Source organism: Staphylococcus ratti, from assembly GCF_020883535.1.
In the GTDB taxonomy this organism is placed as follows: domain Bacteria; phylum Bacillota; class Bacilli; order Staphylococcales; family Staphylococcaceae; genus Staphylococcus; species Staphylococcus ratti.
In genome coordinates, this window is record NZ_CP086654.1 from 1195939 (window position 1) to 1220212 (window position 24274).

A 24274-nucleotide genomic window follows, 5' to 3' on the forward strand; every position below is an offset into this window, starting at 1 on the left:
TCAATATGGAGGCGATAATGTATGGCTAAATCTGTTGGAAATTTTAATCCAAATCTTGGAACAGTTGAAATTGTACCCGAAGTAATTTCTGTTATTGCAAGCATTGCGGTGTCAGAAATAGATGGTGTTCGAGGTATGTTTACTGATGTTAGAAATCAAACATTAGAAAAATTAGGACGTAAAAGTTTAAGCAAAGGGATTAAAGTAGAGATTTTAGAAAATGAAATCTACCTTAATGTATATTGTTCCCTTAAATACGGTACTAAAATTTCTGAAACTGCTTTAAAAATTCAAGAAGCCATCCATAGTGCGATTAAAAATATGACTGCATTAACCCCAAAACAAATTAATGTCCATATTACACATCTTGAAATGAGTGGCAATGGACAGCATAAATGATGAAACGGAGAAGATGAAATGAGTAGAAAGCAAGCTAGAAGTCAAGCCTTCCAAACATTATTCCAATTGGAAACTAAAAATTCAGAGTTAACTATTGATGAGGCCATTCGCTTTATTAAAGAAGACGACCCTGATCTTGATTTTGACTTTATTTACTGGCTCGTTTCGGGTGTGAAAGATCATGAAACTGTCATTGACGAGACGATTTCCCCTCACTTAAAAGGGTGGACGCTTCCTCGTCTCTTAAAGACAGACCGAATCATACTTAGAATGGCAACATTTGAAATGTTGCACAGTGATACACCCAAAAAAGTAATCATGAATGAAGCGATAGAATTAGCTAAGCAATTTAGCGACGACGATCATTATCGATTTGTAAATGGTGTTTTAAGTAAATTAAACAAAGATTGAGTGATGATATGACAACTTATTTAACTGTCTCTGCATTAACGAAATACATTAAATATAAATTTGATAAAGACCCACATCTTCAATCTGTTTTGATTAAAGGTGAACTTTCCAACTTCAAAAAACATAGTAGTGGTCATCTTTATTTTGCGATTAAAGATGAAAACAGCTTAATTAACGCTATGATGTTTAAGGCACAAGCTTCAAAGTTGGATTTCGTACCTAAAGAAGGGGATCAAGTTTTAGTCGAAGCGCGCGTATCTGTATATGAGCGTAGAGGAAGTTATCAAATTTATGTAAATCAAATGCAATTAGACGGTATTGGTTATCTTTATCAAAAATTCGAACAATTAAAAACAAAACTATCAAAAGAAGGATATTTTGACGAATCACATAAAAAAACTATTCCTAAATATCCTTCTAAAATTGCAATTTTAACAGCACAAACAGGTGCAGCCATCCGTGATATACAAAACACACTAACATCACGCTATCCACTCGCTGAGCAAATTAAAATAAGTACACTTGTTCAAGGGGAAGCCGCAAAAGCTGATATTATTGAAAAATTACGCTATGCAGACACGCTAAACGTAGATACGATTATTATCGGTCGTGGTGGAGGATCTATAGAAGATTTATGGAATTTTAATGAAGAAGAAGTTGTAAAAGCCATTTATCAATGTGAAACACCTGTTATTTCTGCTGTAGGTCATGAGACAGATACTACATTAAGTGATTATGTAGCAGATGTGCGCGCTGCAACCCCTACACAAGCAGCTATGATTGCAACGCCAGACAAAAAAGAACTACTTCAAATGATTGCGCAAAGTCGTATATTTATGACGCGTTTTATTAAACAATACCTTAAACATGCAAGACAATATATGACGCAATATACGTCCTATTACAAGCTTAAACAACCAACATTATTATATGAGCAACATGTTCAAAAAAGAGATGAGTTAGATCGTATGCTTCACGAGGCGATGAAACAACGTCTCTTATTTGAACGCCAAAAACTAATAATGATGCAACAACGTTTTCATCTAAAACATTTTTATCAATATATCGTTACACAACAAGAAAAAAACTCGAATTTAAAAAAGCAACTTTCAAAACGTATGTATGCCATATTAAAACAAAAAGAACAACACTTAATTCAAAAGGTTGAAATTTTGAATAACCTCAGTCCAACACAGACAATGTTACGCGGCTATTCTATTGTAAAAAGAGAAAATGAGGTTATTACGAGTCGCAAGCAATTATCGAAAGGCGATGATATTGAGATTATGATGAAAGACGGTAGCATAGACGCAATAATTGAAAAGGTAAGGTGCCAAAATGACGTCAAAAAATAAAAATTTTGAAGATATGATGAAAGAACTTGAAACAATTGTTAATCAATTAGATAACGATAGTATATCTTTAGAGGAAAGCATGGATTTATATCAAAAAGGGATGACCCTTTCAAAATCTTGCGAAAAAACATTAAAAGATGCAGAAGAAAAAGTAGCAAAATTGATGGAAAATGAGGCAGTTTCAAATGATGAACCCGAAACTGAATAGCATTTTAGAAGAATTCAATACTACTTTGAATACGAGTATTCAAAGTTCAAAATTAAATACTTCATTAGAAGAAAGTATGCGCTATTCTTTAGAAGCTGGCGGTAAACGTATCCGCCCCCTTTTGTTATTGACGACTTTAAATATGCTCGTGGATGAGGGGTATCAAAAAGGGATGGGGACTGCAGTTGCCTTAGAAATGGTTCACACTTATTCATTGATTCATGACGACTTACCTGCCATGGACAATGATGATTTTAGACGTGGCAAACCTACAAATCATAAAATGTATGGTGAATGGCTTGCCATTTTAGCAGGCGACGCACTTTTAACTAAAGCTTTTGAACACATCGCTTTAGAAGTCAATTTAGCGCCAGAGGTTCGAATTCAACTTATCCAACTACTTTCAAATGCAAGTGGTCATTTAGGTATGGTCGGGGGACAAACTTTAGATATGCAAAGTGAAGGCCACAAGCTAGAATTAGCTCAACTTAAAATGATTCATGAACATAAAACTGGCGCATTAATCCACTTTGCTATCGTAGGGGCTGCAATTATTGCCGAAGCGCCATCTAATGTTAAAAATTTACTTTCTGAGTTTGCTCAACAACTCGGCATTATTTTTCAAATTAAAGATGATTTGTTAGATGTGTATGGTGAGCAAGAAAAATTGGGTAAACCTGTAGGAAGTGATATTCTTAATGACAAGAGCACATATGTGTCGTTATTAGGAGAAGAAGAGGCAAAAGCACAATTACAATCACATATCAGTAAAGCTGAACAAATTCTAGCAACGTTAGCCTCTGAATATGATGTGACAAATTTAAACGAACTATTAAAACTATTTTACCAACGTCAGCACTAAAACGTTGATGATACAATGATATAGGGTGATATAAATGGATGTACGTGAGATTAAAGACCCCTCATTTTTAAAAAATTTGAGTGTTAAAGAATTAGAAGCATTAAGTGAAGATGTTCGACAGTTTCTTATACAAACTTGCGCTAAAACCGGCGGTCATATTGGCGCGAATTTAGGCGTAGTAGAACTTACTATTGCACTTCACAAACACTATAATAGCCCTCAAGACAAAATCCTTTGGGATGTTGGACATCAAAGTTATATACATAAAATTTTAACTGGCAGAGGAAATCAGTTTGAGACGTTACGTCAATATAAAGGACTTTGTGGCTTTCCTAAACTTAGAGAATCTGAACACGATGTTTGGGAAGCAGGCCATAGTTCTACGTCTCTATCAGCTGCAATGGGCATGGCTAAAGCGCGTGATTTAATGCGTCAAAATCATCATATTATCCCTGTAATTGGCGACGGTGCGCTCACAGGAGGAATGGCGTTAGAAGCTTTGAATAACATTGGTCATGATCGCACGAATATGACAATTATTTTAAACGATAACGAAATGAGCATCGCCCCTAACGTAGGTGCAATGCACAATATGCTAGGGCGCATCCGCATGAATCAAGGCTATAATAAATTGAAGGTAGATGCTGAAGCCGTACTTAATCGTCTACCAGGTGGAAGTAGAATTAGAGAGTCTGCAGATCGTATTAAAGACAGTTTAAAATATTTAGTTGTGGATGGTGCTTTCTTTGAAGAGTTAGGTATTCGTTATATCGGACCAGTAAATGGCCACAATTTCGAAGAATTAGAAAATGCGCTTCAAACTGCAGATTCAATTAACAAACCTGTATTGATACATGTTGTGACGAAAAAAGGTAAAGGATATCATCCGGCAGAAAATGATAAAATTGGCACTTGGCATGGGTTAGGACCTTACAAACTTGAAACAGGTGAACAAATTAAAGGTCAACCGACTGGTCCTTCGTGGAGCCAATTTATGAGTGACGAAATCTTATCATATGCTAAAAAAGATAAACGCGTGGTGGCGATTACACCAGCTATGCCTGTAGGTTCTAAGCTCACTAGGTTCCAATCGGAATTGCCAGAACAATTTTTTGACGTAGGTATTGCAGAACAACATGCTGTAACAATGGCTGCTGGATTAGCTATAGAAGGCTTCAAACCATACGTTGCGATTTACTCTACATTTTTACAACGTGCTTACGATCAGGTGTTGCATGATGTAGATCGTCAAAACCTTAATGTAATCTTTGGTATCGATCGATCAGGTTTAGTTGGCGCTGATGGCGAAACGCATCAAGGTGTTTTTGATGTTGGTTTTTTAACTCAATTTCCAAATATGACCGTAAGTATGCCAAAAGACGAAAACGAAGCACGCGATTTAGTATATACTGCAATGCAACACAACAAAGGACCATTTGCGATTAGATATCCTAGAGGCAACGGTTATGGCGTGACTTTAAACGAACAAAAGCAACAATTAGCGCTTGGTTCTTGGGAGAAAATCGGTTCAGGTCGAGATGTGATATTGTTAGGTTACGGTCCGACAGTCCATACGCTTGTAGAAGCCTCAAAATTATTGAAAGATAAAGATATTTCAGCTACAGTTATCAATGCGCGTTTTATTAAGCCTATGGATTCAAAAATGCTCCATGAAATGGGTCAATCTCATACGCCGATTTTAATTGCAGAAGAGGGTATGCTTAACGGCGGACTTGGAAGTCAGATCGCAACATTTTTAATCGATAATGGCTATAAAAATACAATTAAACGATTAGGTATCGAGGATGAATATATCGAGCATGGCAATGTTAATCAAATTCTCGAGGACCTTAAACTTGCACCTCAATCTATAGTAGATGAAGTGCACAAAATGATTCGTTTGAAATAAAAAATACATTGCTATAATAATAGCAACCAAGTATCGAGGGGACTAGGACATTTAACGTTCTAGTCCTTTTTTGTCACTTCTACTCATGGAATCTTTCCATATATTAATCTAAAAGAAGTCGCTTATTCAGATATTCCTATACTGCTATACCTGAAAGTAATCATCGAAGCTTTGCCTCAATTATTATCATAATACGTTTTCGTATAAAGTAGTTTCATTTTTATATCTTTTTTACCCTTATAGTATCATTTTTAAGAAATCAAACTATTTTATACAACAGGGCTTAGGATATGAAATAGGACTTAACTAGGTTAATATCCTATTGTGTGGTAAAATCGATGTATAAATATTCGTTACGAGGTGTCCATTATGCCTAAAAAATCTGTTAGACATATTAAAATTAGAGAAATTATATCAAATGAACAAATTGAAACACAAGATGAATTAGTGAAGCGCTTAAACGATTATGAGATGAATGTCACACAAGCTACTGTTTCAAGAGATATTAAAGAACTTCAATTAATTAAAGTTCCTGCGCCCACTGGCCAATATGTATATAGTTTACCAAACGATCGAAGATATCATCCTTTAGAAAAATTAGGTCGTTACTTAATGGATTCATTTGTGAAAATTGATGGTACAGATAATTTATTAGTTTTAAAAACGCTTCCAGGTAATGCGCAATCTATTGGTGCAATATTAGACCAAATTGATTGGGAAGAAGTATTAGGTACTATTTGTGGTGATGATACATGCCTTATCATTTGTCGCACTGCCTCAGATGCAGAAGAAATTAAGACACGAATTTTTAATATGTTATAAGGAAGAGATGTTATGTTACAAAGCCTTTCAATTAAACAATTTGCGATTATTGATGAACTTGAAATTCAATTTGGTGAAGGTTTAACAGTATTAAGTGGTGAAACAGGTGCTGGTAAATCAATTATTATCGACGCAATTGGTCAATTAATTGGGATGCGTGCGTCGTCTGATTTTGTGCGTCACGGAGAGAAAAAAGCCATTATCGAAGGTATATTTGATATAGATCATGCTAGAGAGGCACATCAAATTCTTGATGACATTGGCATTGATTTGACAGAGGATTTCCTAATTGTTAAACGAGAAATTTTCAACTCTGGAAAAAGCATGTGTCGCATCAACAATACAACTGTAACTTTGCAAGACTTACGAAAAGTCATGCAACAACTATTAGATATACATGGACAACATGAAACGCAATCTCTTTTAAAGCAAAAGTATCATATTGAATTGTTAGATCGCTACGCTGAACCTCAATATCAAGAAGCTTTAGATACGTACGCTCAAACATATCAACGTCATAAGACAAAAATTAAAGAATTGGAAGAGTTAGAATCAGCCGACCAGGCTCTATTACAACGTCTTGATTTAATGAAATTCCAATATGATGAACTCAAAGAAGCCCATCTACAAGAAGGTGAGATGGAACAATTAGAATTAGATATTAAACGTATTCAAAACTCTGAAAATTTAAGTCACGCGTTAAATGCAGCTTATACTACTTTAACAGACGAACATGCTATTACAGATCGTCTGTATGAATTAAACACGCAATTGCAGCGCATTGATCAAATTTTGCCCGAACGCTATCAAAAACTCAAAGAAGACGTCGATCAGTTTTATTACACGTTAGAAGATGCAAAGCATCAAATTTATGATGAAATTAACCAAACTGATTTTGATGAACAATATTTAAATGAATTAGAATCGAGAATGAATTTGCTTAACAATTTAAAACGAAAATATGGCAAAGACATTCCAGAGCTTATCCTCTATCAAGGGAAAATTGAGGACGAAATTAATAAAATTGAAAATTACGAAGAAAGCACTTCTCAATTAAGAGCCGAAATCGCAACGCTTGCAAATCAACTCCAAGAAGATGGAAAAGTGTTATCTAAAGAAAGGCGACACGTTGCTAGAACTTTGCGAGACCATATTGTTGATGAAATCCAAAATCTACAAATGAAAGATGCGAATTTAGAAATTGCATTCACTTTGTATGATACACCTCAGCTAGATGGGTTGGAACGTGTTGAATTTTTGATTAGTCCAAATAAAGGGGAACCTTTGAAAAGTTTAAATAAAATAGCTAGCGGTGGTGAACTATCCCGTATTATGCTAGCGCTAAAGAGCATATTCGTGAATGCCCGTGGTCAAACTGCCATTTTATTTGATGAAGTCGATTCAGGCGTATCCGGACAAGCTGCCCAAAAGATGGCTGAAAAAATGAAACAAATTGCATCTGTTATACAAGTGATTTGCATTTCCCATTTGCCTCAAGTTGCGTCAATGAGTGATCATCACTTATATATTTCTAAGCATGAAAAAGATGATCGTACAACAACACAAATCAAAGCATTAGTAGGCGACGAGCGGATTGAAGAAGTCGCACGTATGATTTCAGGTGCAACTGTCACAGAACTCACACTAAAAAATGCCAAAGAAATGATTGAACAAAACCAACGCTAAAAGAGGTGCAGCATCGTGTCTTTTCATACATTGTTTCAAAATTCGGATAAACTTAATGGTAACATTGCTATCGTGAATGCTGTCAACGAATCAACCATTCAAGTGATACAAACTGTATTGTCTAAAACAAATGCAACTTTTACGTTATATAACCATCAAGACGTATCAGAATTAATTAGGTCTTATGAATTACCAATGGCTCATTTAAAACGCATACACATTCACACATTCAATTCGGAAGAAGAAGCGATAACGCAATGTTTAGATGATTTGAATCATCAACGTGTCGATATCCTAATGAAAGGATTAATCTCAACGAGTCAAATTTTATCTGCAGTACTCAAACATTTAAAACAACAACACGCGAAGCCATTCTTTTTAAATCATGTCGCATGTTGTGAAATACCAACCTATCATAAACTGCTGTTGATATCTGATGTAGCTCTTAACATCGCACCATCACTAGAAGAGCATCATAAAATGATAGATAACATTGCACATTTTACAACTCAACTAGGTTACGATGCGCTTAAAATAGCGTTACTTTCATCTGTTGAGAAAGAAACTGATAAGCTACCTTCGTCTGTACAGGCAGCTCAATTGAAATGCCTTTACGCAAACCAACCCGAAAGAAATAATATTGAGGTTGACGGTCCACTTGCTTTAGATAATGCTATTAGCAAACAAAGCGCTACTTTAAAAGGCATTGATTCTACAGTTGCAGGAGATGCAGATGTATTAATCGTGCCGCATTTGGATGTCGGAAATGTATTGTATAAGTCACTAACTTATTTTGGTCATGCTAGCGTGGCAAGCTTAATCATTGGTGCACCTTATCCAATCGTTTTAACCTCTCGGGCTGATTCAGTTGCAAATAAAACGCATTCTGTATTACTCGCATTAAAAACATTATCTTAACAAAAACTCATAAAAATGACATCTTTAGAATCAAGCGAGAAAGGAATGGTTCCATGGTTCGTATTTTAGTCCTTAATTTAGGGAGCACCTCGAGTAAAATTGCTATTTTTGATGACAACATCAATGTATTAAGCACGACTATAGTTCATGAGAACAATTTGACTCAATTAACGTTAATTGAACAAAAACCTGTGCGCCAAGAAGCTATATTACAATGGCTCAATAATAACAATATTACACTTGACTCCATCGATGCTATTGCTTGTAGAGGCGGCTTACTTAAGCCTATAATTGGAGGTACTTATTACGTAAATGCACATGTATATGACGACTTAAAATCATTTAATTACGGTATACATGCTTCAAATTTAAGTGGCATTATCGGATATGAGTTAGGTCAAAATCATCAAATCCCTGTCTTTACTTCCGACCCTGTAGTCGTAGATGAATTAATAGATGCAGTAAGATATACTGGTATTCCAGGTATTCAGAGAAAAAGTATTTTTCATGCTTTGAACCATAAAGCTACTGCACGACGATATGCTCAAGATGTAAACCAATCTTATGACAATTTAAATTTAATTGTCATACATATGGGAGGCGGGGTGAGTGTCGCTGCACATGCACAAGGCAACGTTATCGACGTAAATGAAGCACTTTATGGTGAAGGGCCGATGGCATTAAATAGGTCAGGCTCCATTCCAAATGATGCACTGATGGCATATCAAGCAGAACATGCTTACAGTATAGACCAAATGAAGCGTCTGTTTTCTGCACAATCCGGGCTGCAAGCCTATGTCGGTTCTTCCGATTTCAAATGGATAATGGACCAATACGAAACGGATCTTCAAACAAGGCATGTGATAGATGCTTTTGCAATTCAAATTGCTAAAGCGATTGGTGAAAGAGCAGCATTGTTACAAGGTAATGTAGATCAAATCCTTTTTACAGGTGGTATGAGTTATAGTGCATCGTTTATCAACCTTTTAAAACCGTATATTGAGTGGATAGCACCAGTATCAGCGTATCCTGGTGAATTTGAAATGCAGGCATTAGCTGAAAATGCATCACTCGCTTTTCAGGGAGACATTCCTGTTAATACATACAGTTAGGAGAATTATCGAATGGCAAAAGAAAAATATGATTTAGTGATACTAGGCGGCGGAATTGCTGGTTATTCTGCAGCGATTCGTGCAAGTCAACTCGGTAAATCAGTTGCACTCGTTGAAAAAGATAAATTAGGCGGAACATGTTTACATCGTGGATGTATTCCAACAAAATCATTTTTAAAATCTGCTGAAGTGTTTAAATATATTCAAAATGCGCAACAATTTGGAATTCATGTTGATTCACCGACTATAGATTTTAATGCGATTTTAGAACGCAAATCAAAAATTGTTGAAAGTATGTATCAAGGTGTTCAAAACTTAATCAAACAAAATAAAATTGATGTCTTTAACGGTACAGGTCGCTTATTAGGCGCCTCTATTTTCACACCTCAAAGCGGAACAGTGTCCGTCGAATATGATTCGGGTGACTCGGAACTACTGCCTAATGATTACGTGTTAATCGCCACAGGATCAAAACCTATCGAATTACCTATCTTACCTTTTGATCATCATATGATTTTAAGCAGTGATGATATGATGCAAATGACTTCATTGCCTGACCGTATTGCTATTATAGGTGGGGGTGTTATCGGTTTAGAATTTGCAAGTCTTTTAAATACACTAGGTGTTAACGTTACGCTTATTGAAGCTTCGGAGCGTATCCTTTTTAATGAAACAGAACATGTGAGTCGTCAAATGAAACAGCAGCTCTCACGTCAAGGCATTACAATATTAGAAAAGACATCTATCACCTCGGATAATATCACTATTTCAGATAATGAAGTGACATTTGAATTAGATGATACCATTACCGTCGATAAAGTCCTTGTATCGATTGGACGTCAAGCTATCACTGATGATTTAGGCTTAAACAACACTAAAGTGGAACTCACCGATAGAAAAACAATCCAAACGAATGCATTAATGCAAACGGCAGATACACATATTTATGCAGCTGGTGACGTTATTGGCCAATTGCAACTTGCGCACGTTGGTGCAAAAGAAGGAATTACTGCAGTTGAACACATGTTTAATGAAACGCCTTTGCCAATCAACTATCATCAAATGCCACGTTGTATCTATACACAACCTGAAGTCGCTTCTATTGGTCAAAATGAGCAAACAGCTAAAGCAAATGGTATCGAAACTCGCGTAGTTAAAGCACCTTTTAAAGCAAATGGAAAAGCTTTAATTGAATCAAACGACAACCCTGATGGCTTTGCGGAATTGGTTTTTGATAAGCAATCTAATACTTTTATTGGTGCTTCACTCATAGGGCCACGTGTAACAGAACTCATCAACGAATTAAGCTTATTAACTTTTATGGATGGCTCTGCTTTAGAACTAGGCAGTGCGGTTCATGCGCATCCGTCAGTATCAGAACTTTTAATGGAACTTGGTTTAAAAGCTGAAAAACAATCCATTCACATTTAGTAACCTTTGAGGAGGAGAAGGCAATGAAAGATTACAGAGAAGCCCATCTCACAGTTGAAGATTTAAAGAATATGTATGCGGCTATGGATTTAGGTCGTAAGTTAGATGAACGTATGTGGTTATTAAACCGTGCGGGAAAAATTCCTTTTGTGATTAGTTGTCAAGGTCAAGAAGCAACGCAAATTGGAGCAGCCTATGCCTTACAAAAAGGTGATATTACTGCACCTTATTATCGCGACTTAGCATTGGTCACATATTTAGGCATGACGCCATTAGAAACGATGTATTCAGCATTTGGTAAACGCGATGATATTAGCTCAGGCGGTAAACAAATGCCTTCACATTTTAGTAAAAAATCAGTAGGTATCATGTCTCAAGGGTCCTCTGTGGCAACACAAATTTTACACGCTGTTGGGGCAGCATTATCACTCAAAATGGACGGTAAAAAGCATATTGCTTTAACTTCATTAGGAGAAGGTAGTTCAAACCAAGGTGATTTTCATGAAGGTTTAAACTTTGCCGGTGTACATAAATTGCCATTTATATGTTTAATTGAAAATAATAAATATGCGATTTCAGTTTCTAAAGAATTGCAATATGGCGCAGAATACTTATCAGATCGTGCAAAGGGCTACGGCATGTTCGGGGAAACTGTAGACGGAAATGATCCGATTGCGGTTTATCAAGCGATGAAAACTGCGCGTGAACGTGGTATTAATGGCGAAGGGAGCACATTAATTGAAGCAATGTGTACAAGATTAACCGCACATTCTTCTGATGATGATGATCGCTATCGAACTGACGATGAAAAAACATTAGATAAGTCGAACGACTGTAATGTGCAATTTAAAAAGTATTTAATCGATGAAGTTCAAATAGATGAAGCTTGGTTTGAAGATATAGAAAAACAAAATAAACAGTATGTACATGAAGCAACGAAACAAGCTGAGGCTTCTCCTTACCCTGATCCTTCAGAAACGTATACGCATGTTTATGACCAGGAGGATGAAAAAAATGCCTAAATTAACATATTTGGATGCAATTAAAAACGCGTTAGATTTAGCTTTAGAAAAAGATGACCAAACTTTTATTCTCGGAGAAGACGTAGGTAAAAAGGGCGGCGTTTTTGGTGTTACCGCAGGACTTCAAGAAAAATATGGACTTTATCGTGTATTAGATACCCCACTAGCAGAATCTAATATTGTAGGTTCCGCCATTGGAGCAGCAATGATGGGTAAAAGACCGATTGCAGAAATACAGTTTGCCGAGTATATTTTGCCAGCAACAAACCAAATTATGAGTGAAGCAGCTAAAATGCGTTATCGTTCTAATAATGATTGGCAAGTGCCTTTAACTATTCGCGCACCATTCGGAGGTGGCATTCACGGTGCGCTATATCATTCACAAAGTATTGAAAGTGTTTTCGCTTCAACACCTGGTTTAACCGTTGTTATCCCGTCATCACCATATGATGCCAAAGGTTTATTACTATCAGCTATTCAATCAAACGATCCTGTGTTATTCTTTGAACATAAAAAAGCCTATCGATTATTAAAAGAAGAAGTGCCTGAAGATTATTACACAGTGCCTTTATATAAAGCTGATGTTAAACGTAAAGGTAGCGACATTACAGTCTTTACTTATGGACTCGCCGTTAACTATTCTTTACAAGCTGCCGATTTATTAGCTGAAGAAGGTTTTGATGTCGAAGTTGTTGATTTAAGAACTGTGTATCCATTAGACCAAGAAACAATTATTGAACGTGCGAAAAAGACTGGAAAATGTTTATTAATAACCGAAGACAATAAAGAAGGTAGCGTTATGTCAGAAGTCGCAGCAATTATTGCAGAACACTGTTTATTTGATTTAGATGCACCTATCATGAGACTCGCAGGTCCTGATGTTCCAGCAATGCCATTTTCGCCACCACTTGAAGATGAATTTATGATTAATCCAGAAAAAATTAAAAACAAAATGCGTGAACTTGCAACATTTTAAGGAGGCCCATTATGGAAATTAAAATGCCAAAATTAGGTGAAAGTGTCCATGAAGGCACGATCGAACAATGGCTTGTTCAAGTGGGGGATGTCGTAGAAGAATATGATCCATTATGTGAAGTCATTACAGATAAAGTCACAGCAGAGGTGCCGTCCTCATTTTCAGGAAAAATAACGAAGATTCATGTCTCAGCCGGCGAAACGATCTCAATAGGTACCGTTATATGTGAAATGGAAGTTGAAGATGAAGCATCCGGTGAAATGAATTCTGCAGAACCTCAAACACAAGCGGAAAGCACAGAAACAAATGAACGTAATCAGATTGAAGCAACATTGACGCCAAATACACCGATGACGAAACAAGCTAAAAATAACGGCCGTTATTCACCTGTTGTTTTCAAAATTGCTTCTCAACATAATATTGATTTAGAAGAAGTGCAAGGCACGGGTTTTGAAGGGCGTGTAACGAAAAAGGATATCGAAGCTTTTGTCGCATCTATGTCTAGCCAACCAGCCGTCACACAAGAAACTGCTCAAAAACCAACGTCTTCTTCAATAACTGGCAGTCAAGCACCTCAATCTCCAGCATGCGATGCGTCATCCGTAATACCAGTCAAAGGTGTGCGTAAACAAATCGCGCAAAAAATGGTGCAAAGCGTTCAAGAAATTCCACATGCATGGATGAAAATAGAAGTAGACGCGACTGAACTAACGAAAACACGTAATCACTACAAAACGCAATTCAAAGCACAAGAAGGTTACAACCTTACATTTTTTGCATTTTTCGTTAAAGCAGTGGCAGAGGCTTTACATCAATATCCGATGCTCAATAGTTCATGGCAGAATGATGAAATTCACATGCATAAAGAAATTAACCTTTCAATCGCTGTAGCAGCTGAAGACAAATTGTTCGTCCCTGTAATTAAAAATGCAGATGAAAAATCTATTAAAGGCATTGCTAGAGAAATTGCAACACTCGCTAAAAAAGCACGTCAAAACCAACTTTCAAGCGAAGACATGCAAGGCGGAACGTTTACAGTGAATAATACTGGAAGCTTTGGTTCTGTAAGCTCAATGGGAATTATCAATCATCCACAAGCTGCTATTTTACAAGTAGAATCTATTGTTAAACGTCCCGTTGTTATTGATGATATGATTGCGATTCGTCATATGGTTAATCTTTGTTTGTCCATTGATCACCGTATTCTAGATGGTTTACAAGCTGGGCAATTTTTAAATGAAGTGAAATCACGTATTGAGCGCTACACACTAGAAAGCACTCAAATCTATTAAAGTCGATATATTGAATTGGTGTGTTGCCTTTAGTAAAATATAACTATCTAGTAGGAGGTATATCAAATGGATTTAAATTTTGATTTATATATGAATGATGTAGTGAATCAAGCAAGAAAAGAAATGGATACAGCAGGTTACCAACAATTAACAACAGAAGAAGAAGTAGATAGTGTATTATCAAAAGAAGGTACAACACTTGTCATGATTAATTCTGTTTGCGGCTGTGCAGGAGGCATCGCACGTCCTGCTGCCACACACGCACTTCATTATGATGTACTACCAGATCGCTTAGTAACTGTATTTGCTGGACAAGATAAAGAGGCTACACAACGTGCAAGAGATTATTTTGAAGGCTATGCACCATCTAGCCCATCTTTCGCACTTGTAAAAGATGGCAAAGTTACAGAAATGATTGAGCGCCATCAAATCGAAGGTCATGATACGATGAGCGTGATTACTCAGTTACAACGTTTATTTGATAAATACTGTGAAGAAAAGTAAGGAGCCGTTAAATGATGCGTTTAAATCCCTATCGTATAGGATTTAGAACGATTAAAACTGCGGTCGGAATGGCACTAGGCGTTATTATCGCTAAGCTTTTAGGTTTAGATAATTATGCATCTAGTGCTATTTTAGTTGTTTTATGTATTAAAGATACGAAAATGCATTCTGTCAATGCGATAGTGTCACGCTTTGTTTCGTGTTTAATCGCGATTGGTTTTGGCTCATTAGTTTTTCCAATCTTCGGTCAGCATGCACTCGTATTAGGTTTAATCGTTTTATTATTTATTCCACTTACCGTTGTTATTAATATGCAAGAAGGGGTTGTGACAAGTAGCGTTATATTACTTCACTTTTTCAATGCCCCTCAAATTAATTTTGCATTAGTAGTTAACGAAATATTATTAATCACCGTTGGTTTAACTATTGCATTTTTAATGAATTCAATTATGCCGAGCTTAGACAAAGATCTCAAAAAGTATAAACTGGAGATTGAAGCACAAATTAGAGATATTTTTTATCAATATAGCCACGCTTGTGCTACCCATGACAATCAACTTAAAATATCGTTTCAACCGCTACACCTCTCTATTCAAAAAGCAAAGTCAATTGCCTTTAGAGATGTCAAAAACCACTTTGTGAGAAACGAAAATAGCTATTATCACTATTTTGATATGAGAGAAAATCAAGTCGAAATTTTAAAACGAATTCACCATCATATTCATCATATAGAAGCTAACGATCCAATTTCAAAACGTGTAGCTGATGTATTCAAAGAAATGGCAGAAAATGTGAATGAAAATAACTATACAGCCCAACGCTTGCACATGGTCTATCATGTACGATTAGAAATTGATAAAGAGCCACTACCAACTACACACGAAGCCTTGCATACACGCTCAAGTATGATTCAAATGTTGTATGATACCGAAGAATACCTCACAATTAAATCAAAATTTGGAAACTTAAAAATGCATCATGAAGTGTAAAAAATCCATAGTAAAGGATTCACTCTAAATTTATTTATAATTCTATAAGACGATATTTATTCTTGTGCAAGCTACAGACGACAACAATCTTTAAGAGAAAATTAAGTAAAAATGGATTGAAAATAGCTATAATACAGTGCTTTTAACATCATTTTAGGATGATAAGAGGATGTACTTCTATTTCGGTGGTGCCGGTGGTTCTCATAAAGGTACCGCTGATCATTGTTTTAAATAAGAAATAGGTGAGGATAATGAATATAGAAAAGGTAATGAATGGTTATATTCTTATAGCTTTAATAATTATTATAATATTAGGACGTTTGTTAGCTTATGCGTTGTCGGGAGATATTATAAAAACGGTCAATTCTTTTAGTTTTTATTGCCATTTAATGGGTTTAGGAATATATATATTGCTTATTTTTAGTGAAGAAGCAAGGTAAAATCGATAATTTTTGGTTATCTTGGTATTAAAGGTTTAGAGGGTCGATTTTCATTGTTTAGAAATCACATTCTTTTTGTAAAACAACTCTAAATGGTTGATGTGACAGTGTTTTTTTCGTTTTTAAGATTTAAAAAGTTTTTTACGTATAATATCCCTAATACTAAGGTTATAATGTCAAATCAAAACCTTACTATTAGGGATTTTTACTTACTTTGGCATATGTACTGAAGACGTATATCATTCCTTTTAAACATGTTCACGGAGAAATAAGACACATATGAAAGTAACCATCAGTATTTTGCTATTTTAAGTATTATATATAATCACCATATAAAGTGTACAGCCTTACAAATAAGCCTTCACACGTTTAGTTATATATACTACACGCGCGAAGGCTTATTTTGTATCATCATGCTACATATTTAATATCGGTGCGACACCAGGCAAAATTAACGACACTACAATCGCCACAAGCATAATAATTAACAATACTTTTCTAACTTTTTCATTTAACACGAAATGACGCCTCCAACTTCTAAAGTGAGTAACTTTCTTTTTGTAAAGCAAATTATAACATTGCCTATCTGACTCTACAATAACATTTGTCTTACAATAAAATAGACAAACACGTCAGTTGCATTGTTTTATAAATACTTTAAACTATAAATAAACATATTATGAGAAGGTGAAAAAATGATTAATCAAGAACGTTTGATTCAAACTTTTATGGCGCTTGTAAAGATTGATTCTGAAACAGGACACGAAGGAACGATACAACCTATTTTAAAAGATAAATTTCTAGCATTAGGTCTAGATGTCAAAGAGGATAATGCTCAAGCGCTCACACAATTCGGCGCTAACAATTTGATATGCACGTTAGAAGCGTCTGAACAAAACCGTGATAAAATCTACTTCACGTCACATATGGATACGGTTGAACCCGGGCAAAATGTACAACCTATTCTTAAAGAAGATGGTTACATTTATTCCGATGGTACGACAGTTCTTGGTGCAGATGATAAAGCAGGATTAGCAGTCATTTTTGAAGCGTTACAAGTTATCAAAGAAAATCAACTTCCTCACGGGCAACTTCAGTTTGTAATTACAGTGGGAGAAGAATCTGGTCTCGTAGGTGCTAAAGCATTAGATTCTGCATTATTAGATGCAGATTATGATTTTGCAATTGATGCATCAGCGCCGGTAGGTGATATAACGATTGGTGCACCTTATCAAATGAAAATGCATGCGCAAATTTATGGCAAAAAAGCTCATGCAAGTACACCTAAAGAAGGCATCAGCGCCATTAATATTGCTGCAAAAGCAATTAGTCAAATGAAACTTGGTCAAATTGATGAAGAAACTACTGCCAACATTGGTTCATTTAATGGTGGCGGGCCAACAAATGTCGTTACAGATTTAGTCCATATTTGGGCAGAAGCACGTTCGCATGATAAAGCAAAAATCGATGCTCAAACCGAGCATATGAAAGAAACGTTCATCAATGCAGCTTCCCAATATCAATGTAAAGCTGAAGTAACGTCAGAGTTATCCTACCCTGGATTTAAAATTAATGAAGATGAAAAAGTTTATCAAATTGCGAAAAAAGCATCTAAAGCGCTCGGTTTTGCTGCAAACACTTCAGTTGGTGGTGGTGGATCTGATGGTAATATCATTAACGGCTTCGGTATACCAACAGTAATATTAGGTGTTGGCTATGAATTCATTCATACTACAGAAGAACGTATCGCTAAGCAATCACTGTACGACTTAACACGCTATGTATTAAAAATTATTGAAAGCGCTTAACGAAAGGGAAGCAAGTGTTTATCCTTGTAGAATATGGTACAATGAGTGCGTAATTTATATTAAGAGAGGTAATCATAATGACACAACAAATTGGTGTAGTAGGATTAGCGGTAATGGGTAAAAACCTTGCATGGAATATTGAATCACGTGGTTATACGGTCTCTGTATTTAACCGCTCTTCTGAAAAGACTGACATCATGGTCGCAGAATCAAAAGGTAAAAACATTGTTCCAACATATTCATTAGAAGAGTTCGTAAACTCTTTAGAAAAACCACGCAAAATCTTATTAATGGTAAAAGCTGGGGTTGCTACGGACAAAACAATAGAAAGTCTTTTACCATTACTTGATAATGACGATATTTTAATCGACGGTGGTAATACAAATTATTTAGATACGATGCGAAGAAACCAAGCATTAGCCCAAAGCGGTATTAACTTTATCGGTACTGGCGTTTCAGGTGGCGAAGTAGGCGCTTTAACAGGACCTTCTATGATGCCAGGTGGCCAACAAGAAGCCTATGAAAAAGTGGCCCATATTTTTGAAGCCATTGCTGCAAAAGCAAAAGACGGTACACCATGTGTGACATATATTGGGCCTAATGGTGCTGGTCATTACGTAAAAATGGTACATAACGGCATTGAATATGCAGATATGCAACTAATTGCTGAAAGTTATTTTATGATGAAAGAACTTCTAGGAATGTCTCATGAAGAGATTTCACAAACTTTTAAATCATGGAATAGTGGCGAACTCGAAAGTTACTTAATCGAAATTACCGGTGATATTTTCACTAAATTAGATGAAACAGGCGAACCGCTTGTCGAAAAAATCATGGACAAAGCTGGACAAAAAGGCACAGGAAAATGGACTTCTATCAATGCTTTAGAATTAGGTGCGCCATTAACGATTATTACCGAATCTGTTTTTGCACGTTTTATCTCTTCTTTAAAAACACAACGCGTCAATGCATCTAAAGCATTAACTGGCCCTAAAGCAACATTTTCTGGAGATAAAGCAGCATTTTTAGAGCAAATCCGTCGCGCTTTATATATGAGTAAAATTTGCTCATACGCTCAAGGTTTTGATCAAATGAAAGCAGCTAGCGAAGAAAATGAGTGGAACTTGCAACTTGGTGAGCTTGCAATGATTTGGAGAGAAGGTTGCATTATCCGTGCACAGTTCCTTCAAAAAATTAAAGAAGCTTATGACAAAAATGAGCAGCTCGAAAACCTATTGTTAGATGATTATTTTAAATCTATTGTGAATGACTACCAAGATGCCTTACGTGAAGTAGTGGCTACAGGTGTTCAAAACGGTATTGCCGTTCCTGGATTTGCAGCAAGCATTAACTATTTTGATAGTTACCGCACTGAAGATTTACCTGCTAACCTCATTCAAGCACAACGCGATTACTTTGGCGCACATACTTATGAGCGTAAAGATAAGTCAGGAACATTCCATACGGAATGGACAAAATAAAACCTTTTTCACTAAAGCGAGTATAAAAAAACCAAGGTCAACTTGTGCGTTGACCTTGGTTTTTACATTTCTTCATCATCTAAAGGGATGCCTAATTGAATTTTTGTAAATGAATCTTCAAATGAAAAGTCAAATGGGTAAACTTCCAAATATAATGTATTCCTTACGTAAGGTATTGAAAATTGTAATGTTGTTTCTATGTAGTGCCATGCGTCTGAAACGGCATAGTCTATTTCGCCTTGAAGATTAAACATTGCATATTGACGTTTATCTAAGTAACGATTTTCTAAATGGGAAGGCATCCGTTCACTAGGGACGCCAATAAAAATTTCTAACCCTTGGTCAAGCGGGCATCTTACAACATAAATATCATGAGGACTGCGATCATTATATTTTACCAGTTCATCGAGACGGCCATCCGATTTCAAGTCTTCTAAAAAATCAGGAACATTGAAAGGATCTTCAAGGCCATTAGAAGGAATAAATCGTGAATAACCTACCATTGAAAAATCTCCCACCGCTTCAAGACGATATGGCGGGGCTGGTTGAGTTGTTGTTGTTAACTTTAAATAAATTTGCGGCTGCATATTTAATTCATCTGATTTCGTTTTAACTTGTAGTGGTGAAATACCGTGATAATCGCTAAAATCATGGGCAAAGGCGTTAACATCTGAATAATGATACTTTTTAGCAATGTCGATTAAACGCGTATTACTTTGCTTTAGTTCACGTGCTGCAATAGTAAGTCGCCGCGCGTTATAATAAGATTCTGGCGATTGTCCCACAATCATTAAAAATGATTGTGCTAGATGATACGGTGACATTTCAACGTAATCGCTTAATTGTTGTAAATCATATGATTCATAAAGGTGGTCTTCTATATACACAATCGCTTGTTGTATTTTTTTGATAACGTCCAACATGGTCACTCCTAAACTACATTAACGTAAAGCATTACTTAATCATATATTATAAAACAAAAAGAGCTAAGTATCATCAAAAACATGCTTAGCTCTCAATATATTTATTGAATATCATCCCACCATTTTAACCCGTCGCGACTTAAAAGCAAATCACTTTCAAGCGGACCATTTGTTCCAGCTACATAATTAGGAAATTCTGGTTCAAATTTAGACCATGCCTCTGAAATCGAATCCACAAATTTCCATGTAGATTTAAGTTCTTCCCAGTGTGTAAAGTTGGTTGCATCTCCGTTTAATGCGTCATACAAAAGGTTTTCATAAGCATCTACAGTGTTCATTTTGTCTTGTGCACTCATCGCATAAGATAATTGCACCGGCTCAGTCTCAATCCCTTGGACGTATTTTTTTCCATTTAAATGAATAGACACACCTTCATTAGGCTGGATATTAATGACAAGTAAGTTAGAATCTAAATGTTTATCTCTTTGATAATACAAATTCATTGGCACTTCTTTAAATTCCACTACGACTTGAATGGACTTACGTTTCATGCGTTTACCTGTTCGAATGTAAAAAGGGACGCCTGCCCATCTAAAGTTATCAATCATTACTTTTCCTGAAACAAAAGTTGGTGTTACAGAATCAGAAGCAACTTTATCTTCATCACGATAGGCTTTTACATCTTGGCCATTAATTTTACCTTGATCGTATTGTCCACGAACAAAATGATGTCTTACATCTTCAGACGGTAACACACGTAACGATTTCAATACTTTTACTTTTTCCGCTCTAATGTCATCACTATGTAAACTAATAGGTGGCTCCATTGCAAGTAGCGCAACCATTTGTAACATGTGGTTTTGGAACATATCCTTTAAAGCACCGCTCGATTCATAATAGCCACCACGATCTTCCACACCTAAAATTTCAGAGGATGTCACTTGAATATTAGAAATATATTTATTATTCCATAACGGTTCAAACATGGCATTACTAAAACGTAACACTTCAATATTTTGTACCATGTCTTTGCCTAAATAATGATCAATTCGAAAGATTTCTTCTTCTTTAAAAGAACGTCGAATTTGCTTATTCAATTCTTCAGCCGACTTTAGGTCGCTACCAAATGGTTTTTCGATAACTAAACGTTTAAAGCCTCTCGTATGCGTGAGTCCCGATGATTTTAAATAATCTGTAACTGTCCCAAAAAATTGCGGCGCCATCGCAAGATAAAACAAACGGTTACCTTCAAGTGAAAATTCTTGGTCCAATGTTTCACTTAATTCTAATAAATCTTTATAACTCGCTTCATCATTTACATCATGTGGTTGATAAAATATATGTTGCATAAATTTATCTAAATGCTTTGTGTCTTGGACGTGTGCTTGAATCGAAGCTTTTACTTGTGCTCTAAAGTCATCATTCGTCAATTGACGTCGCCCAATACCAATAACTGCGATACGATCGTCTAAGTTGTCTTGTTGAAATAAATGGAATAGGGAAGGAAATAATTTGCGGTGACTTAAATCACCCGTTGCCCCAAAAATTGTTATCAATGCTGGAATTTGCTTTTTTGACTTATTCAAGATTCAAAACCTCAATTCTTAATTTATATCATATTTATTATTATAAAACATTCAACTCATTTAGGTCATACAATCTGCATTATTTATACATAATGTAATATTTTATGTCCCGCTTCAACTCAAATTTGTGATACTATTACGCTAAGGAGGCTCACGCCATGGAAATTACCTTTTTCGGAACTAGTGCAGGATTACCTACAAAAGAACGTCATACGCAGTCTATTGCACTCTCACTTGAACCATATGAAACAGATATATGGTTGTTTGATGTCGGTGAAGCCACACAACATCAAATTTTACATCATTCTATTAAATTAGGGAAAATCAGCCACATCTTTATTACACATATGCACGGCGACCATATCTTTGGTTTACCAGGTGTTTTAACGAGTCGTTCGTTCCAAGGCGGAGACTCAAAACCTTTGACAGTTGTTGGACCTGTAGGTATTAAAGCATTTGTGGAACAAAATTTAGCACTTACACATTCCCATTTGAACTATCCTTTACATATTATTGAAATTAATCAATCTATAGATTTATCCTTTAACCAATTCCAAGTTAAAGTACGTCCACTCAATCATGGTGTGCCATGTTTTGGGTACCGTGTTGAAGCTCCAAGTACGCCTGGCAAACTTGACGTAGACAAATTGAAAGCATTAGGTATTCAACCTGGGCCACTATATCAACAGATTAAAACACAAGATACATTTGAATTTGAAGGACGTATATACGATGCCTCACCATTTAAAGGACCTAATAAACAAGGACCAGTTGTTAGCATATTTGGTGATACGAAACCTTGCGAAAGCCAATTTATTCTCGCTGAAAATGCGGATGTTATAGTCCATGAATCTACATATATAGAAGGGGACAAAACACGCGCAAATAGTTATCACCATAGTCATATTGATGATGTATTGCAACTGTTAAGTGCCGCAAATGTTAAACATGGCCTCTTAACGCATTTAAGTAACCGTTATACGATTGAAGATATTGCACAAATTGAAAAAGATATTAAATCAAAAACGCCCGTTTCTTTTCAATTTGTTCGTGACTACACAAGTTACAGCTTTTAAAATACATAAATGCGCATAAGTATCACATCATGGCACTGTTATGCACAGAAGTAGGACGACGAAACCGTTTCATTTCGTCGTCCTACTTTTTTACCCATAATAGGGCTTTAACCTTCATTATCTTCTTGTGCGGAAAGTTCTACACTTCTTTCAACTGCAGCATTTAAACAGTCTTCAAAAATACCTTCAATATCATAATCTGACAGTTTATTTAAACCTGCTTGTGTCGTACCACCTTTAGAGGTAATATTTCTTCTTAATTGTTCCAGACTTAAATCGGAACGTTCAATCATTTTCCCTGTTCCAATAATTAATTCTCGAATGGATTCTTCAACTTCTGATTTTTCAAGTCCCAGTTTAGTCCCTGCATTTACATACTTTTCAAATACGTGATATAAAAAGGCAGGACCACTCCCGGTAATCGCGGTTACTTGATGTAAATGCGCTTCTTTAACTTCAATTGCAGAACCAAAAGCATTAATTAATGATAAGACTTCATCTTTGGACCGTGGCCCAAAATTACGTGAAAAGCTCACACCCGTAACTGAGTGACCTACTTGTGCATTTGTATTTGGCATAATTCGTGCAATCGGATTGTTAGGGTTTAATTTTTCTCTCAAATAACTAATCGGCAAGCCAGCCATAATAGAAATAAATTTATTTTTGTCATCAATATGATCACGTATTCTTTCAGCGAGTTGATCAAAGTCATGCGGTTTTGCACCTAAAAAAACGTAATCGGCATTTTTTAAAAGCGTTTCATCGTCATAACTATACTGTACACCTAATTCGCGATGATAGTCTTCAAGCATTTGTTGATTAGAACGGTTGGTGAGATAGATGTTTTCAGCTGGAATTACTTTCGAATTGATAATTCCTTTGAATATCGCATTGGCCATATTCCCAGCACCGTAAAAAACAATTTTCATCTGTCATTTCACTTCCTATATCCATAGTCTAAGTTTATATTAACATAAAAAATATTGCACACACGTACAGAGCACTATGTTTTATGAAATATCATCAAGCGCCAAATCGTATGTGCATCTATCTCTATATACCCA

General features: G+C 35.9%; 23 protein-coding genes. 19 read left to right on the plus strand and 4 right to left on the minus strand.

The features are described 5' to 3' along the window. The first annotated feature begins 21 nt into the window (after positions 1-21). From LN051_RS05820 to LN051_RS05895, 16 genes are all read left to right on the plus strand, one after another. Positions 22-399 carry an Asp23/Gls24 family envelope stress response protein gene (locus LN051_RS05820; RefSeq protein WP_229291606.1) on the plus strand — a complete coding sequence of 126 codons (378 nt, stop codon included), beginning with the start codon at positions 22-24 and terminating at the stop codon, positions 397-399. 18 nt (positions 400-417) lie between these two features. Then, positions 418-810 (plus strand): transcription antitermination factor NusB, encoded by a 393-nt coding sequence (gene nusB / locus LN051_RS05825; protein WP_229291607.1) that lies wholly within the window; start codon positions 418-420, stop codon positions 808-810. Positions 811-818: 8 nt separating this feature from the next. Then, positions 819-2165 (plus strand): exodeoxyribonuclease VII large subunit, encoded by a 1347-nt coding sequence (gene xseA, locus LN051_RS05830; RefSeq protein ID WP_229291608.1) that lies wholly within the window; start codon positions 819-821, stop codon positions 2163-2165. Beyond that, positions 2149-2373 carry an exodeoxyribonuclease VII small subunit gene (locus tag LN051_RS05835; RefSeq protein WP_229291609.1) on the plus strand — a complete coding sequence of 75 codons (225 nt, stop codon included), beginning with the start codon at positions 2149-2151 and terminating at the stop codon, positions 2371-2373. Before xseA ends, LN051_RS05835 begins: the two co-directional genes overlap by 17 nt. Further along, a complete protein-coding gene (locus LN051_RS05840; protein ID WP_229291610.1) occupies positions 2351-3235 on the plus strand; it encodes a polyprenyl synthetase family protein in 885 nt (294 codons plus the stop codon). Before LN051_RS05835 ends, LN051_RS05840 begins: the two co-directional genes overlap by 23 nt. 34 nt (positions 3236-3269) lie before the next feature. Then, entirely contained in the window at positions 3270-5144 is a 1875-nt protein-coding gene (dxs, locus tag LN051_RS05845) for a 1-deoxy-D-xylulose-5-phosphate synthase (protein ID WP_229291611.1), read from the plus strand. Positions 5145-5513: 369 nt separating this feature from the next. Beyond that, positions 5514-5966 carry a transcriptional regulator AhrC/ArgR gene (gene ahrC / locus LN051_RS05850; RefSeq protein WP_229291612.1) on the plus strand — a complete coding sequence of 151 codons (453 nt, stop codon included), beginning with the start codon at positions 5514-5516 and terminating at the stop codon, positions 5964-5966. Between the two features lie 12 nt (positions 5967-5978). Next, positions 5979-7652: a DNA repair protein RecN gene (recN, locus tag LN051_RS05855; protein WP_229291613.1), complete on the plus strand. Its 1674-nt coding sequence runs from the start codon at positions 5979-5981 to the stop codon at positions 7650-7652. Positions 7653-7667: 15 nt separating this feature from the next. After that, a complete protein-coding gene (locus tag LN051_RS05860) occupies positions 7668-8570 on the plus strand; it encodes a phosphate acyltransferase (protein ID WP_229291614.1) in 903 nt (300 codons plus the stop codon). Between the two features lie 53 nt (positions 8571-8623). Beyond that, complete coding sequence (gene buk / locus LN051_RS05865) at positions 8624-9682, plus strand: butyrate kinase (RefSeq protein WP_229291615.1); 1059 nt, start codon at positions 8624-8626, stop codon at positions 9680-9682. A 12-nt stretch (positions 9683-9694) separates the two neighbouring features. Further along, positions 9695-11113, plus strand: coding sequence for a dihydrolipoyl dehydrogenase (gene lpdA, locus LN051_RS05870; RefSeq protein WP_229291616.1), 1419 nt, complete (start codon positions 9695-9697; stop codon positions 11111-11113). A 23-nt stretch (positions 11114-11136) separates the two neighbouring features. Next, positions 11137-12135, plus strand: coding sequence for a thiamine pyrophosphate-dependent dehydrogenase E1 component subunit alpha (locus LN051_RS05875; protein ID WP_229291617.1), 999 nt, complete (start codon positions 11137-11139; stop codon positions 12133-12135). Next, positions 12128-13111, plus strand: coding sequence for an alpha-ketoacid dehydrogenase subunit beta (locus tag LN051_RS05880; protein ID WP_229291618.1), 984 nt, complete (start codon positions 12128-12130; stop codon positions 13109-13111). The genes LN051_RS05875 and LN051_RS05880 overlap by 8 nt, the downstream gene beginning before the upstream one ends. 11 nt (positions 13112-13122) lie before the next feature. Further along, positions 13123-14403, plus strand: a complete 1281-nt coding sequence (locus tag LN051_RS05885) for a dihydrolipoamide acetyltransferase family protein (protein ID WP_229291619.1) — start codon at positions 13123-13125, stop codon at positions 14401-14403. 66 nt (positions 14404-14469) lie between these two features. After that, positions 14470-14907: a bacilliredoxin BrxB gene (brxB, locus tag LN051_RS05890; RefSeq protein ID WP_229291620.1), complete on the plus strand. Its 438-nt coding sequence runs from the start codon at positions 14470-14472 to the stop codon at positions 14905-14907. Positions 14908-14918: 11 nt separating this feature from the next. Then, on the plus strand, positions 14919-15896 hold the full coding sequence (locus LN051_RS05895; RefSeq protein ID WP_229291621.1) for an aromatic acid exporter family protein: 978 nt from the start codon (positions 14919-14921) through the stop codon (positions 15894-15896). A gap of 856 nt (positions 15897-16752) precedes the next feature. Here the strand turns inward: LN051_RS05895 and prli42 are convergent. Continuing rightward, positions 16753-16854 carry a stressosome-associated protein Prli42 gene (gene prli42, locus LN051_RS05900; protein WP_229291622.1) on the minus strand — a complete coding sequence of 34 codons (102 nt, stop codon included), beginning with the start codon at positions 16852-16854 and terminating at the stop codon, positions 16753-16755. 177 nt (positions 16855-17031) lie between these two features. Between prli42 and LN051_RS05905 the strand changes: the two genes are divergently transcribed. Continuing rightward, entirely contained in the window at positions 17032-18144 is a 1113-nt protein-coding gene (locus tag LN051_RS05905; protein WP_229291623.1) for a tripeptidase T, read from the plus strand. 77 nt (positions 18145-18221) lie between these two features. Beyond that, positions 18222-19625, plus strand: coding sequence for an NADP-dependent phosphogluconate dehydrogenase (gene gndA / locus LN051_RS05910; protein WP_229291624.1), 1404 nt, complete (start codon positions 18222-18224; stop codon positions 19623-19625). A gap of 62 nt (positions 19626-19687) precedes the next feature. On the opposite strand, the gene LN051_RS05915 is transcribed toward gndA, so the two are convergent. Together LN051_RS05915 and zwf are read right to left on the minus strand one after the other, a co-directional pair. Then, entirely contained in the window at positions 19688-20545 is an 858-nt protein-coding gene (locus LN051_RS05915; RefSeq protein WP_229293632.1) for an AraC family transcriptional regulator, read from the minus strand. A 104-nt stretch (positions 20546-20649) separates the two neighbouring features. Then, positions 20650-22134, minus strand: coding sequence for a glucose-6-phosphate dehydrogenase (gene zwf / locus LN051_RS05920; protein ID WP_229291625.1), 1485 nt, complete (start codon positions 22132-22134; stop codon positions 20650-20652). Between the two features lie 158 nt (positions 22135-22292). On the opposite strand from zwf, the gene rnz reads away from it, so the two are divergent. Continuing rightward, the gene (gene rnz, locus LN051_RS05925) at positions 22293-23210 is read left to right on the plus strand and encodes a ribonuclease Z (RefSeq protein ID WP_229291626.1); all 918 of its coding nucleotides are present in this window, start codon (positions 22293-22295) and stop codon (positions 23208-23210) included. A gap of 107 nt (positions 23211-23317) precedes the next feature. On the opposite strand, the gene proC is transcribed toward rnz, so the two are convergent. Continuing rightward, the gene (gene proC, locus LN051_RS05930; RefSeq protein ID WP_229291627.1) at positions 23318-24139 is read right to left on the minus strand and encodes a pyrroline-5-carboxylate reductase; all 822 of its coding nucleotides are present in this window, start codon (positions 24137-24139) and stop codon (positions 23318-23320) included. Positions 24140-24274 lie beyond the last annotated feature (135 nt).

Bases quoted from the DNA above. Each gene is read 5' to 3' on its own strand.
- LN051_RS05820 (WP_229291606.1), top strand. From the start codon at position 22: ATGGCTAAATCTGTTGGAAATTTTAATCCAAATCTTGGAACAGTTGAA.
- nusB (WP_229291607.1), top strand. From the start codon at position 418: ATGAGTAGAAAGCAAGCTAGAAGTCAAGCCTTCCAAACATTATTCCAA.
- xseA (WP_229291608.1), top strand. From the start codon at position 819: ATGACAACTTATTTAACTGTCTCTGCATTAACGAAATACATTAAATAT.
- LN051_RS05835 (WP_229291609.1), top strand. From the start codon at position 2,149: ATGACGTCAAAAAATAAAAATTTTGAAGATATGATGAAAGAACTTGAA.
- LN051_RS05840 (WP_229291610.1), top strand. From the start codon at position 2,351: ATGATGAACCCGAAACTGAATAGCATTTTAGAAGAATTCAATACTACT.
- dxs (WP_229291611.1), top strand. From the start codon at position 3,270: ATGGATGTACGTGAGATTAAAGACCCCTCATTTTTAAAAAATTTGAGT.
- ahrC (WP_229291612.1), top strand. From the start codon at position 5,514: ATGCCTAAAAAATCTGTTAGACATATTAAAATTAGAGAAATTATATCA.
- recN (WP_229291613.1), top strand. From the start codon at position 5,979: ATGTTACAAAGCCTTTCAATTAAACAATTTGCGATTATTGATGAACTT.
- buk (WP_229291615.1), top strand. From the start codon at position 8,624: ATGGTTCGTATTTTAGTCCTTAATTTAGGGAGCACCTCGAGTAAAATT.
- lpdA (WP_229291616.1), top strand. From the start codon at position 9,695: ATGGCAAAAGAAAAATATGATTTAGTGATACTAGGCGGCGGAATTGCT.
- LN051_RS05875 (WP_229291617.1), top strand. From the start codon at position 11,137: ATGAAAGATTACAGAGAAGCCCATCTCACAGTTGAAGATTTAAAGAAT.
- LN051_RS05880 (WP_229291618.1), top strand. From the start codon at position 12,128: ATGCCTAAATTAACATATTTGGATGCAATTAAAAACGCGTTAGATTTA.
- LN051_RS05885 (WP_229291619.1), top strand. From the start codon at position 13,123: ATGGAAATTAAAATGCCAAAATTAGGTGAAAGTGTCCATGAAGGCACG.
- brxB (WP_229291620.1), top strand. From the start codon at position 14,470: ATGGATTTAAATTTTGATTTATATATGAATGATGTAGTGAATCAAGCA.
- LN051_RS05895 (WP_229291621.1), top strand. From the start codon at position 14,919: ATGATGCGTTTAAATCCCTATCGTATAGGATTTAGAACGATTAAAACT.
- LN051_RS05905 (WP_229291623.1), top strand. From the start codon at position 17,032: ATGATTAATCAAGAACGTTTGATTCAAACTTTTATGGCGCTTGTAAAG.
- gndA (WP_229291624.1), top strand. From the start codon at position 18,222: ATGACACAACAAATTGGTGTAGTAGGATTAGCGGTAATGGGTAAAAAC.
- rnz (WP_229291626.1), top strand. From the start codon at position 22,293: ATGGAAATTACCTTTTTCGGAACTAGTGCAGGATTACCTACAAAAGAA.
- proC (WP_229291627.1), bottom strand. From the start codon at position 24,139: ATGAAAATTGTTTTTTACGGTGCTGGGAATATGGCCAATGCGATATTC.